This window comes from Asticcacaulis sp. SL142, assembly GCF_026625745.1.
GTDB lineage: Bacteria > Pseudomonadota > Alphaproteobacteria > Caulobacterales > Caulobacteraceae > Asticcacaulis.
On sequence record NZ_CP113061.1, the window covers coordinates 2,057,189 to 2,072,387 of the forward strand.

General features: G+C 58.2%; 13 protein-coding genes. 11 read left to right on the forward strand and 2 right to left on the reverse strand.

Annotated elements, in window-relative coordinates:
* The first annotated feature begins 2 nt into the window (after positions 1-2).
* From modB to OVA03_RS09335, 3 genes are read left to right on the forward strand one after another with little or no spacing between them, the layout of a single operon-like run.
* Complete coding sequence (gene modB, locus OVA03_RS09325) at positions 3-677, forward strand: molybdate ABC transporter permease subunit (protein ID WP_267523943.1); 675 nt, start codon at positions 3-5, stop codon at positions 675-677.
* Between the two features lie 54 nt (positions 678-731).
* Positions 732-1,220 carry an Rrf2 family transcriptional regulator gene (locus OVA03_RS09330; RefSeq protein ID WP_267523944.1) on the forward strand — a complete coding sequence of 163 codons (489 nt, stop codon included), beginning with the start codon at positions 732-734 and terminating at the stop codon, positions 1,218-1,220.
* Positions 1,217-2,122, forward strand: a complete 906-nt coding sequence (locus OVA03_RS09335) for an NAD(P)/FAD-dependent oxidoreductase (protein ID WP_267523945.1) — start codon at positions 1,217-1,219, stop codon at positions 2,120-2,122. Before OVA03_RS09330 ends, OVA03_RS09335 begins: the two co-directional genes overlap by 4 nt.
* A 63-nt stretch (positions 2,123-2,185) precedes the next feature.
* Here OVA03_RS09335 and OVA03_RS09340 read toward each other — a convergent pair whose 3' ends face one another.
* On the reverse strand, positions 2,186-3,397 hold the full coding sequence (locus OVA03_RS09340) for a nitrate/nitrite transporter (protein ID WP_267523946.1): 1,212 nt from the start codon (positions 3,395-3,397) through the stop codon (positions 2,186-2,188).
* Positions 3,398-3,672: 275 nt separating this feature from the next.
* Between OVA03_RS09340 and OVA03_RS09345 the strand changes: the two genes are divergently transcribed.
* From OVA03_RS09345 to OVA03_RS09370, 6 genes are all read left to right on the forward strand, one after another.
* Entirely contained in the window at positions 3,673-4,260 is a 588-nt protein-coding gene (locus OVA03_RS09345) for an ANTAR domain-containing response regulator (protein WP_189485289.1), read from the forward strand.
* Positions 4,260-5,399: an ABC transporter substrate-binding protein gene (locus OVA03_RS09350; RefSeq protein ID WP_267523947.1), complete on the forward strand. Its 1,140-nt coding sequence runs from the start codon at positions 4,260-4,262 to the stop codon at positions 5,397-5,399. The genes OVA03_RS09345 and OVA03_RS09350 overlap by 1 nt, the downstream gene beginning before the upstream one ends.
* Positions 5,400-5,746: 347 nt before the next feature.
* The gene (locus tag OVA03_RS09355) at positions 5,747-6,994 is read left to right on the forward strand and encodes an alginate export family protein (protein WP_267523948.1); all 1,248 of its coding nucleotides are present in this window, start codon (positions 5,747-5,749) and stop codon (positions 6,992-6,994) included.
* A 129-nt stretch (positions 6,995-7,123) separates the two neighbouring features.
* A complete protein-coding gene (locus OVA03_RS09360) occupies positions 7,124-8,374 on the forward strand; it encodes a CmpA/NrtA family ABC transporter substrate-binding protein (RefSeq protein ID WP_267527704.1) in 1,251 nt (416 codons plus the stop codon).
* Between the two features lie 119 nt (positions 8,375-8,493).
* Positions 8,494-9,321 (forward strand): nitrate ABC transporter permease, encoded by an 828-nt coding sequence (gene ntrB / locus OVA03_RS09365; RefSeq protein ID WP_420710505.1) that lies wholly within the window; start codon positions 8,494-8,496, stop codon positions 9,319-9,321.
* An 81-nt stretch (positions 9,322-9,402) separates the two neighbouring features.
* A complete protein-coding gene (locus tag OVA03_RS09370) occupies positions 9,403-10,212 on the forward strand; it encodes an ABC transporter ATP-binding protein (RefSeq protein WP_267523950.1) in 810 nt (269 codons plus the stop codon).
* Positions 10,213-10,365: 153 nt separating this feature from the next.
* Here OVA03_RS09370 and OVA03_RS09375 read toward each other — a convergent pair whose 3' ends face one another.
* The gene (locus OVA03_RS09375) at positions 10,366-12,114 is read right to left on the reverse strand and encodes a bifunctional protein-serine/threonine kinase/phosphatase (protein ID WP_267523953.1); all 1,749 of its coding nucleotides are present in this window, start codon (positions 12,112-12,114) and stop codon (positions 10,366-10,368) included.
* Positions 12,115-12,380: 266 nt separating this feature from the next.
* On the opposite strand from OVA03_RS09375, the gene nirB reads away from it, so the two are divergent.
* Both nirB and nirD read left to right on the forward strand, forming a co-directional pair.
* Positions 12,381-14,861, forward strand: a complete 2,481-nt coding sequence (nirB, locus tag OVA03_RS09380; protein ID WP_267523955.1) for a nitrite reductase large subunit NirB — start codon at positions 12,381-12,383, stop codon at positions 14,859-14,861.
* On the forward strand, positions 14,861-15,193 hold the full coding sequence (gene nirD / locus OVA03_RS09385; protein ID WP_267523957.1) for a nitrite reductase small subunit NirD: 333 nt from the start codon (positions 14,861-14,863) through the stop codon (positions 15,191-15,193). The genes nirB and nirD overlap by 1 nt, the downstream gene beginning before the upstream one ends.
* The last annotated feature ends 6 nt before the right edge of the window (positions 15,194-15,199 follow it).

A 15,199-nucleotide genomic window follows, 5' to 3' on the forward strand; every position in this document is an offset into this window, starting at 1 on the left:
CCGTGGACAGCGAAGGGCTTGGGGACGCGATCTATATTACACTGTCGCTGGCGTCGGTAACGACAGTGCTGCTGCTGCTGATCGCCACCCCTCTGGCCTGGTGGCTGGCGCGCGGCCATAGCGTTTTTAAGGATGTGGTGACCGCCATCACCACCCTGCCTATCGTCCTGCCGCCGACCGTGCTTGGGTTTTATCTTCTTGTGGCGATGGGGCCGAACAGTCCGCTGATGGTTTTATTTGAACCGTTCGGTATCCGTACCCTGAATTTTACGTTTGCGGGGCTGGTTATCGGATCGGTGTTCTACTCCCTGCCATTTGCCGTTCAGCCGATCCGCAATGCTTTTACTGCCATCGACCCCAAGCAACTCGATGTCGCCTCATCTTTAAGTGCGTCGCGTCTGCGCACCTTTTTTGAGGTGGTCGTGCCCCAGTCGCGCAGAGGCTTTGTGACCGCGGCGCTGCTGGTGTTTGCCCATACCATCGGTGAGTTCGGGGTGGTGCTGATGATCGGCGGCTCTATTCCGGGCAAGACCGAAGTCATCTCGATCCGCATCTACCAACTGGTCGAACAACTGCGCTGGGACGAGGCCCACCAACTGGCGGCGGGCCTTGCGGTGTTTGCCTTTGCGATCATCATGACCCTGCTGTGGATGGACCGGCATAAAGCCAAAAACTAAAATAATTTGCTTCACATCTTGACGCGCACCCCGTCATGTAACATTTAAAGTTACATGAAACATGATAACCGCCTGTCCTCCGTTTTGCATGTGCTGATCCACATGATCGAGTTAGACCGCCCCGTCACCTCGGCGGAACTGGCCGTCATGCTGAACACCAATCCGGTCGTGGTCCGCCGGACAATGGCAGGCCTTCGTGAAGCCGGTTTTGTCGCGTCCGAAAAAGGTCACGGCGGCGGTTGGGTGCTGAGTGAGTCCCCGGCTGCCATCACGCTGTTTGACATCCATCAGGCGCTGGGGATCACCGACCTGTTCACCCTTGGCCACCGTTCTGACAATCCGCGCTGTCTGGTCGAGCAGGCGGTCAATGCCGCCCTTGATGACGCCATGACCGCCGCCGAGGCTCTGCTGATGGCACGATTGAAAACCATCACTCTGGCCGATCTGACGGCTGATTTTCAAAAACGCATGGAGCCCTTCGGTCAAACGACACTGGCCGACATGTGGAACCGACACCTTAAAACCAAAGGAGATTCAGAATGAATTACGATGCCATTGTTATCGGCGGCAGTTTCGCCGGCCTGTCCGCCGCGACCTATATTGCCCGCGCCCGCCGCAGGGTTCTGGTGATTGATGCCGGATCACCACGCAATCGATTTGCCGCAGCCGCCCACGGTTTTCTGGGGCAGGACGGGGTAGCGCCTGCCGATATTCTGGCGACGGCCCGCGCCCAGTTAAGCGCCTATCCGACCGTGGAATTTCACAGCGGTCGCGCAGTGTCGGCCCAAAAAACGGCCGCCGGATTTAGCGTTGAAACCGATTCGGGCCGAACGGTAGAGGCCGCAAAACTGGTGATCGCGTCGGGCCGGTCTGATATTCTGCCTGAAATTCCAGGCCTTAAAGACCGCTGGGGACAAAGCGTGCTGCATTGCCCCTATTGCCACGGCTATGAGATCGGCGGAGGCCAGATCGGCGTGCTGGCATCGCACCCCATGTCGGTGCATCAGGCCGAACTGGTCTCCGACTGGGGGCCGGCCACCTTCTTCACCAATGGGCTTGATATACTAACCGATGAGGCCCGCAGGCTTTTGGCGGCCCGCAACATTACCATAGAGACAGCACCTGTCGCCGCCCTTGAAGGTAATGGCACAGCCCTGTCGGCTGTACGTTTAAATGATGGCCGCATACACGATATTAGCGCCCTTTTTATCGGCGCGGAAACTCGCTTCAACAGCCCTATTGCCGAGCAATTAGGCTGCGCCATTGAGGACAGCCCTATGGGGCGGTTTATCACTACCGATGACCGTCGCCAGACCACTATCCTTGGTGTTTATGCGGCTGGTGATGTCGCCCGGCCTCAGCACGCCGTCAGTCTGGCGGTCGCAGACGGCATGGTGGCGGGGGTATCCCTGCATCAGTCGCTGGTCTCTCCGACCTTGGCATAAGTAAAAAGACCCGCCTAATGGGGAAGGCAGGTCTTTTTTACGCTACGCTACTAAAACTTTAGGTTAAATCCGGGCATCGGCAATGGCCGCACCCCAGGTCGTGCGCCAGCGCCGCTTGATCAGGGTCAGGCCGCCAAACGCAATTACCGCCAGCACCGCAAAGCCGATCAGGCCGGGCTGATAACTGCCCAGAGCTTGTTTGGACAGACCCAGACTGGCCGCCAGATAAAAACCGCCAATGCCTCCGAACATGCCGACCAGCCCGGTCATCACGCCGATCTCGCTGCGGAAACGCTGCGGCACCAGTTGAAAGACCGCGCCATTGGCCATGCCGAGCGCGCTCATGCCGACAATCAGCACGCCCAGGGTCGCATAGGCGCTGGGCAGTTTCACGCTCATGATCACCAGAGCGATCGCCGCCACCACATACATGATCGACAAGGTGCGGATGCCACCGATTTTGTCGGCCAGACCGCCACCGATCGGGCGCACCAGAGAGCCTGCAAACACACACGCCGCCGTAAAGAAGCCCGCAATGACCGGCCCCAGCCCATATTCGACGTTGAAATAGATGTTGAGCGAGGAACTTAAGCCCACAAACCCGCCGAAGCTGACGCCGTAAAACAGCATGAACCACCAGGCATCGGGTTCCTTGAGAATGCTCAGATATTGCTCAAACTTCTTAGGCGCGGGCTGATCCGGTGCGTCCTTGGCAAATAGCATGTAGATGACAAAGGCGATGATCAGCGGGATGGCCGCCAGACCAAACACGGTCGACCAGCCGAACGCCTTAGCCAATGACGGCGCAAACAAAGACGCAAACACGGTGCCGGAGTTACCCGCGCCCGCGATACCGAGTGCAATGCCCTGATACTGCGGCGGATACCAGCGCGAGGCCAGCGGCAAGGCCACGGCAAACGACGATCCGGCCACGCCCAGCACAACACCGAGGGCTAAAATACCTTCATAGCTATTGACGTTCAAAAGCCACGCCAGCAACAAACCGGCAATCACGATCATCTGGCTGATCGCGCCGGTCATCTTCGGGCCGATACGGTCGACCATCACGCCGCTGACCATGCGCAGCAAAGCGCCGGTCAGAATGGGTACGGCGACCATGAAGCCTTTTTCGGCGGGGGTCAGGCCAAGATCGGCGGCAATCTGCACACCGAGCGCGCCCAAAAGCACCCAGACCATGAAACTCATGTCGAAATAGAGAAAGGCAGAAAACAGAGTCGGGGCGTGCCCGGCCTTAAGGAAGTCTTTGGAGATCATGACGAACCTGCGATGACAAGACGTGCGTAAACACGCGTGTGGGGGAATGTAAGGTTGAATTACGACTGTCCGGTTCGTCCCGGAACACTGACCTCCGTTGGCCAGTTCCCCAATCGCTGTTATCCCCACACATAAGCGATATGGCCCCCTCGCGTCAAGATGGCCTGATTTTTTGTCACTTAAGCGTCATTTGATGCAACCTGCCCTCTTGCGCGATGCAGCATTTATAGCATAGCCGTAAGGGGCGATTCACCGCCTTGCTAAAAGTTTCTCGCATGAACGTCCTGATTATCGATCCCGATGATGCCCGCGCGGCCCTGGTGGCCGAAGGCATCCGCGCGGATAGCGCTCATCAGGATGCGACCATCCATCACTGGCCGCGCTTTGAACTGGCGCGCCTTAAGGACATTAATCCTGAGATGGTGATCATCGCCTGCGAGAGTCCTGACCGTGACACACTCGATGCGCTCCAGATCGCCCATGAGCAGGCCCCGCGGCCTGTCGCTATGTTTGTGGATCGCTCAGACGCAAATACGACCGCTGAGGCGCTGGAGGCAGGCGTCGCCGCCTATATTGTCGATGGCTATTCGCCGAATCGAGTCGCGTCGATCCTGACGGTGGCTACCCATCGGTTTAACCTGATGCAGACCCTGCGGGCCGATCTGACCAAGGCCAAGGCCGATCTTGCCGCCCGCAAGAGCATCGATCGCGCCAAGGGCGTTCTGATGACCTCACGCGGGATCAGCGAAGACGACGCCTATAAGATTTTGCGCAAGCATGCCATGGATACCGGTCGGCCGATGGCCGCCGTCGCCGCCGATATTCTGGCTATATCCGGCCTTTTGAAACCGGGAGAAGGATAATGGTTCTAAGCCTTAAGATCGGTTTCAGCCCGCTTAACGACTCGGCCCTTGTGCTGCTGGGCGAGGCGCTGGGCTATTACAGCGCCGAAGGACTGGATGTGACCTTAAGCCGTGAGGCCAACTGGTCAAACATCCGCGATAAGATGTCGTACGGCCTGCTGGATGCCGCCCATGTGCTGGCCCCCATGCCGCTGTCGCGGGGCTTAGGGCTGGGGCCGACTTTGGGCAAGATCATTGCCCCGATGGCGCTGGGGGCCAATGGCAACAGCGTGGTCGTGTCTTCGCGCCTGATGACGGCGCTTATTCATGACGATAAGGCCAAGCTGCTCGACACCGCCCGCGCCCTGCGTGACGAGATTTCGCGCAGGCGTGCGGCGGGGGCTCCCAAGGTCGTGCTGGCCATGCCCTTTGCCTATTCGCCCCACCATTTCGTGCTGCGCCACTGGGTCGCCGCCGGGGGGATCGATCCTGACCGTCAGGTGCAATGGGTGGTTCTGCCGCCGTCGCGGATGGCCGATGCCCTGCGCGACGGAGTGATCGACGGCTTTTGCTCCGGCTCACCCTGGCCACAGATGGCGCAGCTTAACGGCGACGGGCAGGTGCTGTTTTCCGACCCCGATTTCTGGACGCTCAAACCCGAAAAGGTGTTAGGGGTGCGCGAACCGTGGGCCGTCGAGAACCCTGACGGGGTGATTTCTCTGGTGCGCGCCCTTCTCAAAGCCGCCCAGTGGGCAAAGGCGGCCGACACCGCCGATCTGGCCAAAATTCTAGCGCAACCGGGCTATGTCGGGGCGCCATTAGAGGCCATTGAACTGGCCCTGTCGACCGAAGGGGCGGGCCTGTTGCTTGACCCGCAAACCACAACCTTCCCGTGGATCAGTCATGCCAAATGGTTCATGGGCCAGTTTGTGCGCTGGGGGCTTACGACACCTGAGCACGACTTTGACACCATTGCCCGCCAGATCTACCGTCCCGATCTGTGGCGGCAGGCGGCGGCGTCTCTGGGGCTGGATATTCCCACAACCGATGAAAAAACCGAAGGCGGTGAGCCCCTGCCGTGGACGCTGGACGCCACACCCAACCCCATTTTAATGCCCGCCAATGAGCTGTTTGACGGCGGCATTTTCCGCAGCGCCTGAGCGATTAAGTCGGTAATTTCAAAAGAAACTATTCAAGCGGCACACCTAAAAGCGTCGCAAAGCCTTGGAAATAACGGCTTAGATGGCAGTTTCGTGACATTTTTGCTGCACCGCACCGCCTGATATGAAAAATATTTCGCAAATGCACGAATTTCCATTGACGAAATTAAAAATCAGGATGAGGCTTAGAGTATAGCCAAGGACGGCTAAAGCGTTTTTATTCGCCAAGGACGGCGTTTAAACCTCCATCATAAAGACAGTGACGTCTCAAGTTTTGATCGCATCGGTTTTCGGTGTGAAAAATTCTTGAGGCGTTTTTTTTTGCTCACACATTGGGGATATTAAAAGTGGCAAAACTTAAGCCTATCGGGAACCTGCGCTTTTTTTTCTGCGCGACCACTGCATTGACATGTGCTGGTATCTCAACATCATCTTTCGCCGAGGATACGATTGCTGAGGCATTACAGGCCTCAAAACCTATACTTGAGTCCCGCCTGAGATTTGAAAACGTCACGCAAGCCGGCTTACGTGAAACCGGTGCCTTAACCTGGCGCAACCGCGCCGGTTTTCAGTCCGGTGAATTCAAGGGCCTGAAACTGCTGGCCGAAATAGAAGATGTCCGTGCCCTTGACGGCGATTATAACTCAAACCTGAACGGTAAAACCGCGTTTGCGGTCGTTGCTGATCCGGAAGTGACTGAGGTCAATCGCCTGCAACTGACATGGACGCCCTCGGCCTTTACGACCGTCACCGTTGGCCGTCAGCGCATCGCCCTTGATGATCAGCGCTTTATCGGTTCGGTCGGCTGGCGTCAGGATGAGCAAACCTTTGACGCCGCCCGCATCGATACCGCCATTGGCAAGCTGAAACTGACCTATGCCTATATCACCGGCGTCAACCGGATCTTAGCCGAACAACGCGACTGGGATTCGCAGTCCCATGTCCTGAACGCCACCTATTCGGTGTCAGAAGCCCTGAAACTGCAAGCCTTTGACTACGCGCTTGAGTTCGACAATGCCGCCGCCTCATCGACCAATACGTACGGGGTGCGCGCCACCGGCAGCCTGTGGGCCTCGATGTTCAAGCTGGCCTATGCCGCCCAGTACGCCGAACAAAAGGACTACGCCAACAACCCCGCCGATTTCAAACTGGCGCAATATTCGGCTGATGTCAGCGCTACCTACGACATCTTCACCGCCAAGCTGAACTACGAAGTGCTTGAGGGCAACGGCACGCAGGGCTTCATCACACCGCTTGGGACCGTCCATGCCTTTCAGGGCTGGTCGGATGTGTTCTCGGCCACTGGCGGTAACAAAACCCACATCAATGGCATCAAGGACATGAATTTCAGCCTGATCGCCGCCACTCACACCAAGGTGCCGTGGCTGATGAACCCGACCTTTACGGTCATTTACCGCGACCTTGAGACCGAACGCACGGGGCAGGCGCTGGGCACGGAATGGGATGCGCTGGCGACCGCGGGCCTGACCAAAAACCTCAGCCTGATGCTGAAATATGCCGATTTTGAGCGCGCCAACACCGCTGCACCCGCCTCCCGCACCAAGGTGTGGGTCGGCCTTGAATACAAGCTTTAGCGCTCATGAAAAAGTTTCGCCGCGATGCGTCGAATACATTTTTCATGCTGATTTCATTAAGATTTAAGAGGAATTAAAAACGTGACTGATATCAAATCTAATGCGGTCTCTAGCGCGCTTTCTGCTGACATCCAGCCCTCACGCCGCACACTCCTGACGGGCGCGGCCCTGACGCTGGCTGCCGCCAAGCTGGCCCTGCCGTCCGGAGCCTGGGCAGCCGGAAAGGGGCCGGAAGTCGCCTCGGCCCGTCTGGGCTTCATCGCGCTTACCGACGCCTCACCGCTGATTATCGCCAAGGAACGCGGCCTGTTCGCCAAGTACGGCATGCCCGATGTTGAGGTGCTGAAACAGGCCTCATGGGGCGCTACCCGCGATAATATCGTGCTGGGCTCCAAGGGCGGCGGCATCGACGGCGCGCATATCCTGTCGCCCATGCCGTACCAGTTTACACTGGGTGTCGGTGCCCGCCCAACCCCGATGTATATTCTGACCCGTCTCAATACCAATGGTCAGGGCATCAGCGTCGGCAACGATCTTAAGGCCGTTAAGGTTGGCCTCAATGCGGAGGGCCTTAAGGCCAAGTTCGCCCAGATGAAAGCTGCTGGCAACATGGCCAAGGTCGCCATGACCTATCGCGGCGGCACCCATGACCTGTGGCTGCGCTACTGGCTGGCGGCGGCGGGCGTGAACCCTGATACCGACTGCTCCACCATCGTCATTCCGCCGCCTCAGATGGTCGCCAATATGAAGGCTGGCACGCAAGATGCCTTCTGCGTGGGCGAGCCGTGGAACGGCCAGTTGGTCAATCAAAAGATCGGCTATACCGCCACGACCACCTCCGAAATCTGGATGAACCATCCTGAAAAAGCTTTGGGGATGCGCGCTGATTGGGTTGATAAATATCCAAATGCCGCCAAGGCTTTGATCGCCGCCACTATGGAAGCTCAACAATGGTGCGACGCCAACCGTCAGGCCATGTGCGCCATTGCGGCCGGTCGTCAGTACATCAATGTGCCGATCAATGACATTGTCCCGCGTCTGCAGGGCAAGATCAATTACGGCGATGGCCGCAATGTCACCGGCTCTCCACACCTGATGAAGTTCTGGGCCGATTTCGCCGCCTTCCCGTACAAGTCGCACGATGCCTGGTTCGTCACTGAGAACAAGCGCTGGGGCATTATCGATGATGCGGTGAATACGCAGGCTTTGGTCAATAAGGTCAACCGTGCCGACCTGTGGCGCGAAGTGGCCAAGCAATACGGCATCAAGACCCCGGCGTCGGATTCGCGCGGTGTTGAGAAATTCTTCGATGGCAAGGTCTTCGATCCGGCCAACCCTGCCGCCTATCTCAACAGCCAGCCGATCAAGAAACTGGCTTAACGCGGAGACCTGACATGGCTTTCGATACACCTAAACTCGCGACGGGAGAGGCATCTGTGCCAGAGACTCACACCAAAGATGCCTCTCCCGTCGCTACACGCGTCACCCCACGCGATCCGATCGCGCTCGCCCAGCAAAAGCAGATCAATGCCGCCAAGCTGCGTAAGTTTGCGGATAAGGTCTCGACCTGGCTGATGCCCGCCCTGACCATCGCCGCCTTCCTGCTGATATGGGAAGTGATCTCCAACGCCTTTCCGGGCGGGCTGCCCGCGCCCTCTATGGTGCTGATGGAATCGCAGGAACTGATTTTCAACCCGTTCTATGATCGCGGCGGGGTCGACAAAGGCCTGTTCTGGCATGTCATGACCTCACTCAGCCGGGTCGGGATCGGCTTTGGTCTGGCGGCCATTGCGGGTGTGCTGTTGGGTGCGTTTATCGGCACGGTCGATCTGGCGCGTAAGGGCCTTGATCCGATCTTTCAGGTCTTTCGCACCGTGCCGCCGCTGGCGTGGCTGCCGATTTCGCTGGCAGCCCTGCGCGAGGCGGAACCTTCGGCATTGTTTGTGATTTTCATCACCTCGATCTGGCCGATCGTGATCAATACCGCCGTCGGTGTGCGCAATATCCCGCAGGACTATCTCAATGTCGCCAAGGTGTTGCGCCTGCATCCGGTCGAGTTCTTTTTCCAGATCATGCTGCCCGCCGCCACCCCGCATATCTTCACGGGTTTGCGCATCGGTGTCGGCATGAGTTGGCTGGCCATTGTCGCCTCGGAAATGCTGCTGGGCGGGGTCGGCATCGGCTTCTTCATCTGGGATCAGTACAATTCGTCGCGCATGTCCGACATCATCGTTGCCCTGATGTGGGTCGGCATGGTCGGGTTTATTCTGGACCGTCTGGTGGCCATGCTGGGTCAGTATGTGTCGCGTGGGACTACCGCCGACTGATCAATATTTGCCCCTAACCTTTATTGCCCCTCACCCTACCCTCTCCCCGTAAACGGGGAGAGGGAATTAAGGAGCCTCCTCATGCAAAAACCCATTCTTTCCCTTGAAAATATCTATGTCGATTTTGAGCGCGACGGGGTGATTTCCCATGTGCTCGACAATGTGTCCTTAAGCGTTCAAACGGGCGAGTTTATCTCGATCATCGGCCATTCCGGCTGCGGGAAATCGACCCTGTTGAACGTGGTGGCGGGGCTGGTGCCCGTCACTATGGGCGCAGCGTTGCTGGAAAACAAGGAAATCACCGGCCCCGGCCCGGAGCGCGCCGTAGTGTTTCAGAACCACTCCCTGCTGCCGTGGATGACGGTCTATGAGAACGTCAAGCTGGCGGTCAACAAACTCTATGGCCACTCTGAGAGCATGAAAAAGGTTCATGAGCGCGTTATGAACAATCTCGATCTGGTCAAGATGACCCACGCCAAGGATAAGCGCCCCGGCGAAATTTCCGGCGGCATGAAACAACGCGTCGGTATCGCCCGCGCCCTCAGCATGGAGCCCAAGGTGCTGCTGCTGGATGAACCGTTCGGCGCACTGGATGCCCTGACTCGCGGCCATTTGCAGGACACGGTTATGGAACTGCACGACCGCATCAAGGCCACGGTTTTGATGATTACCCACGATGTCGATGAAGCCGTGCTGCTGGCGGATCGCGTGGTGATGATGTCGAACGGCCCCAAGGCGACGATTGGCAAGATTGTTGACGTCACCTCACCGCGTCCGCGGGTGCGCCGAGAGCTTTACAATGACCGCAGTTTCATGAGTTGCCGCCAAGAGATCGTCAGCTTCCTTGAGGAACATGACCGCGTGGTCAAGTTCGAACCGGTTCCTGCTTAATCCTTTTTATACCTCCCCATCAAGATGGGGAGGGGGACCGCTTTGCGTAGCAAAGGGGTGGTGGGGGCTCTTTCTCTAAGAAGCCCCCCACCGTCATTTCGCTACGCTCAATGCCACCTCCCCCGCCACAGGCAGGGGAGTATATTTTTCTGGCTACCCCAACCGATCCAGAAAACCCCGCATCAGTTCCGGCGTGATTTGCAGTCCGCTGCCCAGCACCAGCAGCAGAACGATAAACAGGATCAGCGTCGTCAACTGCCAGAAGCGCTGGGGGAAACGCTCGAAATAGCGCTGCTTGAGTGAGGTCGGGGCCGCCGCATAGGCCCCGCTTTCCAGCTTGAATGCCATCTCGAACCCATCCTGAAAACGCTCAGTGGCATCGGGCGCCAAGGCCTGCACAATCAGGCTTTCCAGCCACGCGGGCAGGTCCTTGCGTTTTTTCAGCAGCGAATCCGGCCGGGTCAGGTTGGGTTTGGTGAACGGCTCGGACTCACCATAAGGAAACGCCCCGCCGGAGAACATACGGTAGATGGTAACGCCGAGCGCGAAGATATCGGACTGCTCATTGCCCCATTCGCCATCGAACATTTCCGGCGACATATAGTTGGCCGTCCCCGGCGGAATAATCCCTATCGGCTGATCCAGCAGCGGCAAACGCGCAAAGCCCAGATCAAGCAGCTTAAGCCCGCCATCGCGCAGCAGGATAATGTTATCCGGCTTCACATCACGGTGGATGACGCCTGCGCGGTGCAGCGACCCCAGCGCCTTGGCCAGCCTGATGGCGATATCCAGCCCCTCTGTCAGCGACACCGCGGGCTTGCGCGACAGGCGTTTTTCTAAGGTCTCGCCCTCATAATAGGGCTGGGCCACATAGAGGCAGGTCTGACGCTTGGGCGGCAGCAGCAAAACCGAACCGATCCAGATATGCTGCACGCGACTGGCCACCCAGGTCTCACGCACAAAGGCCTGACGGGCCGAGGTATCGGCCTGAAGATTATGGGGCTTAGGGAACTTCAGGATGACCGTACGCGGCTCATTCAGGTCACGGGCGCGGAAAACACGGCTATAGATGCCGTCCGACAGCATGGCCTCCAGCTTAAAACCGTCAATCTCCTCGCCCACCTCCGGCGGATCGCGCATAGGCAGGCGCGATATAAAGGCATCGAGATCCTTCACCGTGGCTGGCGGCAGCTCGAAAATGTCGATGACCAGAGCGGTCGTGTTGTCATCACCGCCCAGCTCCATCGCCAGATCAATCAGCTTTTTGGCGGTTTCATCCGGCGATAAACGCTGCGCCAGAATATTGCCGATCTGGGTATCATTTAGCTTACCATGCACCCCGTCCGAACAGAGCAATAGCCGGTCATGAGGCATGACATCGTGGACGCGGTAATCAATGCGTACCGCTTCATCAAAGCCAATGGCGCGGGTGATAAAGTTCGAGGCTTCGGCCCCATCCGGCTTATGGTCGCGGGTCAAAAGCCCCATCGCCCCTTCGCGCAGGCGATAAAGGCGGGTGTCGCCAATATGAAAGCTGTGCAGCCGACGCCCCTTGATGACAATGCCGGTGAAGACACAGGCCATGCCTTTCAGGTTTTCGTCCTTGATCCCTTGCAGGTGAATCCAGTGGTTGATGCTCTCCAGCGCCCGACCGGCGGTCTTTTGCGGCGACAGGGCTTCAGACTGGCTGAGGTAATCGTCAATAAAGGAGCGCACAGCCAGTTCGGCGGCCACCCGCCCGCCCTTGCGCGAGCCGACCCCGTCCGCCACCGCGGCGACCAGCCCGTGATGTGAGCGCGCATCGGCAAGGCACGCGGCGGCGAAATCCTGATTATCACTACGCCGCCCAATATGGCTGCTATAGCCTATGGCAGCCTTAAGGCGTGTGGTGGCAACGGCCATAGCGACATATCCCCCGCTCTGTTTTGGCTATCTAAACTGAAAACAACGCGCCGCACAATTTCAGTTTGACATTTTTGCAAAAGACAGGCGTAATAAAATCACAGACCAATGAGGGTCTAATTAAATTCGCCGTTTCCCGTCAATGATGACAGGTGATGGCTCCATAGGACAAAGATGTCCCGCAACCCGTAAAGGCTCCGCGCCCCAAGGGTTGCGGGATTTTTTTTGGCCAAAACGCAACCTTTCACCCCTTGAGGGCCGCCGTTATGGACAACAAACAACGCATTGTGGTGATCGGAGCCGGCATGGCCGGTGGCCGCATCGTCGAGGAAATCTTAAAGCGAGATTCGTCAAGCTTTGACATTTCGATCATCGGCGCCGAAGCCTGCGCCACCTATGACCGTATTCAGTTGTCGCCGGTTCTGGCCGGTGAGAAAAGCTTTGACGATATCGTCACCCACTCTGATGCCTGGTACGATGCCAATGGCGTCAAGACCCATTTTGGGTACTGGGTGCAGTCGATAGATCGCGTCGCCAAGCAGGTCATTCTGCATGACGGTCAAGCCATCGGCTATGATCATCTGATTCTGGCAACCGGCTCCGATCCGATCCGCCTGCCCCTGCCGGGCTCTGACCTTCAGGGCGTGGTCGCGTTCCGCGATCTGCACGATGTCGACCTGATGACCAGGGCCGCGAATGCCGGTGGCGAAGCGGTCGTGATCGGCGGCGGCCTGTTGGGTCTTGAGGCCGCTTACGGTCTGGCCAAGCGCGGTATGAAATCGACCGTCATTCACCTTGTCGATGTGCTGATGGAACGCCAGCTTGATGAGGCCGCGGGTCGCCTGCTGGAAAAAGCGCTGCTGGAACGCGGCGTGATCTCGGTCCTCAGCGCTCAATCCGAAGCCATTGTCGGGGAAACCCACGTTGAGGGGCTGAAACTCAAAGACGGGCGCATCATCCCGGCCTCGCTGCTGGTCATGGCCGTCGGCATCCGCCCACACGTTGAACCGGCCAAATCGGCGGGCCTAACCGTAGAGCGCGGCATTGTGGTCGATGACCAGATGCGTACCTCAGACCCCAGCATTTTCGCGGTCGGTGAATGTGTGCAGCATCGCGGGGCCTGTTATGGTCTGGTCGCACCCATCTGGGATATGTGCCGGACCCTGGCCGATGTGCTGACGGGTAAGAACCCGGACGCCGCCTATTACGGCTCGGAACTGGCGACCCGCCTTAAGGTCTCCGGCGTCGATCTCTATTCCGCCGGTCAGTTCAATGGCGGCGAAGGCTGCGAAGACATCGTCTTCCGCGATCCCGGTCGCGGCGTCTATAAGCGCGTAGTGGTCAAGGACAATAAACTGGTCGGCACGGTGCTGTTCGGCGAAGCCGCTGACGGGGCGTGGTATTTCGACCTGATCAAAAAAGGCGAAACCATTGCCGATATCCGCGACACCCTGATCTTTGGTCAGGCGGTGACGGAGGCTTTAGCCGGCGTGGACCCTAATGCCGCCGTTGCAGCATGGCCCGACGACACGGAAGTGTGCGGCTGTAACGGCGTTACCAAGGGGGCTGTGGTTGAAGCGATCTGCGGGGGCGCGGACAACCTCGATAAGGTGCGCGGCTGCACCAAGGCTTCGGCAAGTTGCGGGTCGTGTACCGGCATTGTCGAGCAACTGCTGAAGGTGACTTTGGGCGATGCGTTCAAGGCCCAGACCGGCCCCAAGCCGATGTGCAAATGTACTGACCATGGCCACGCGGTCGTGCGAAAAGCTATCGTTGAACAACAAATCAAGACGATCCCCGATGTCATGCAGGCGATGACATGGACCACGCCCGATGGCTGTTCATCCTGTCGTCCGGCGCTGAACTATTACCTGCTGTGCGCCTGGCCACGCGAATATCATGACGATCCGCGCTCACGCTTTGTCAATGAACGCAACCACGCCAATATCCAGAAAGACGGCACCTATTCAGTTGTACCGCGCATGTGGGGCGGAGTGACCTCAGCTAAGGAACTGCGCGCCATTGCTGATGTGTGCGACAAGTTCGATGTGCCGATGGTCAAGGTCACCGGCGGTCAGCGGCTGGATCTGTTCGGCATCAAAAAAGCCGACCTGCCCGCCGTCTGGGCGGATTTGAATGCCGCAGGCATGGTCTCCGGCCACGCCTATGCCAAGGCCCTGCGCACGGTCAAGACCTGCGTTGGCTCTGAATGGTGCCGGTTCGGGACGCAGGATTCGACCGGGCTTGGCATTAAGCTGGAGCAGGACACCTGGGGCTCATGGATGCCGCATAAGTTCAAGATGGCGGTGTCCGGTTGTCCGCGTAACTGCGCCGAAGCGACCATCAAGGACTTTGGTATTATCTGCGTGGACTCCGGCTATGAACTGCATGTCGGCGGCAATGCCGGTATTCACCTGCGCGGCACCGATTTGTTGTGCAAGGTCGCCACCGAAGCCGAAGCGCGTGACTATTCGATGGCCTTTGTTCAGCTTTACCGCGAAGACGCCTGGTATCTGGAACGCACCGCCCCGTGGATCGAGCGCGTCGGGTTGGAGTTTGTCAAAACCCAACTGTTTGACGAAGAAACCCGCGCTGACCTCAAGGCCCGGTTCCTCGAATCCCAAGCCGTGTTTCAGGTTGATCCGTGGGCGGAACATGCTCCGAAATCCGAACCGGCCAAGGTCTTTTCGCCACTGGCTGATTTACGCGAAGGCACATCACAAGATCATATTACGGAGACTGCGTGATGAACGCCAATGTTACGCTCAATTGGATAGATGTGGGCGCGGCCATTGATGTGCCGTATCAAGGCGCGCGCCGTGTCGATACTGACCTTGGGGCCATCGCCGTCTTTCGCACGGTCGATAACGAATACTACGCCGTCATGGACAAGTGCCCGCACAAGGGTGGGCCTTTGTCCGAAGGCATCGTCCACGGCCGCCATATCGCCTGCCCGCTGCATAACTGGTCGTTTTCGTTGCAAACCGGCGAAGCGGTCGGCACCGATGCCGGTAAGGGCTGCACCCCGACCGTGCCGCTTAAAATCGAGAACGAGCGCATTTTTTTAGGGATGAGATAGGTTATC

Bases quoted from the DNA above. Each gene is read 5' to 3' on its own strand.
- OVA03_RS09335 (WP_267523945.1), top strand. From the start codon at position 1,217: ATGAATTACGATGCCATTGTTATCGGCGGCAGTTTCGCCGGCCTGTCC.
- OVA03_RS09350 (WP_267523947.1), top strand. From the start codon at position 4,260: ATGGTTCTAAGCCTTAAGATCGGTTTCAGCCCGCTTAACGACTCGGCC.
- OVA03_RS09375 (WP_267523953.1), bottom strand. From the start codon at position 12,114: ATGGCCGTTGCCACCACACGCCTTAAGGCTGCCATAGGCTATAGCAGC.
- OVA03_RS09340 (WP_267523946.1), bottom strand. From the start codon at position 3,397: ATGATCTCCAAAGACTTCCTTAAGGCCGGGCACGCCCCGACTCTGTTT.
- OVA03_RS09345 (WP_189485289.1), top strand. From the start codon at position 3,673: ATGAACGTCCTGATTATCGATCCCGATGATGCCCGCGCGGCCCTGGTG.
- nirD (WP_267523957.1), top strand. From the start codon at position 14,861: ATGAACGCCAATGTTACGCTCAATTGGATAGATGTGGGCGCGGCCATT.
- OVA03_RS09330 (WP_267523944.1), top strand. From the start codon at position 732: ATGAAACATGATAACCGCCTGTCCTCCGTTTTGCATGTGCTGATCCAC.
- nirB (WP_267523955.1), top strand. From the start codon at position 12,381: ATGGACAACAAACAACGCATTGTGGTGATCGGAGCCGGCATGGCCGGT.
- OVA03_RS09370 (WP_267523950.1), top strand. From the start codon at position 9,403: ATGCAAAAACCCATTCTTTCCCTTGAAAATATCTATGTCGATTTTGAG.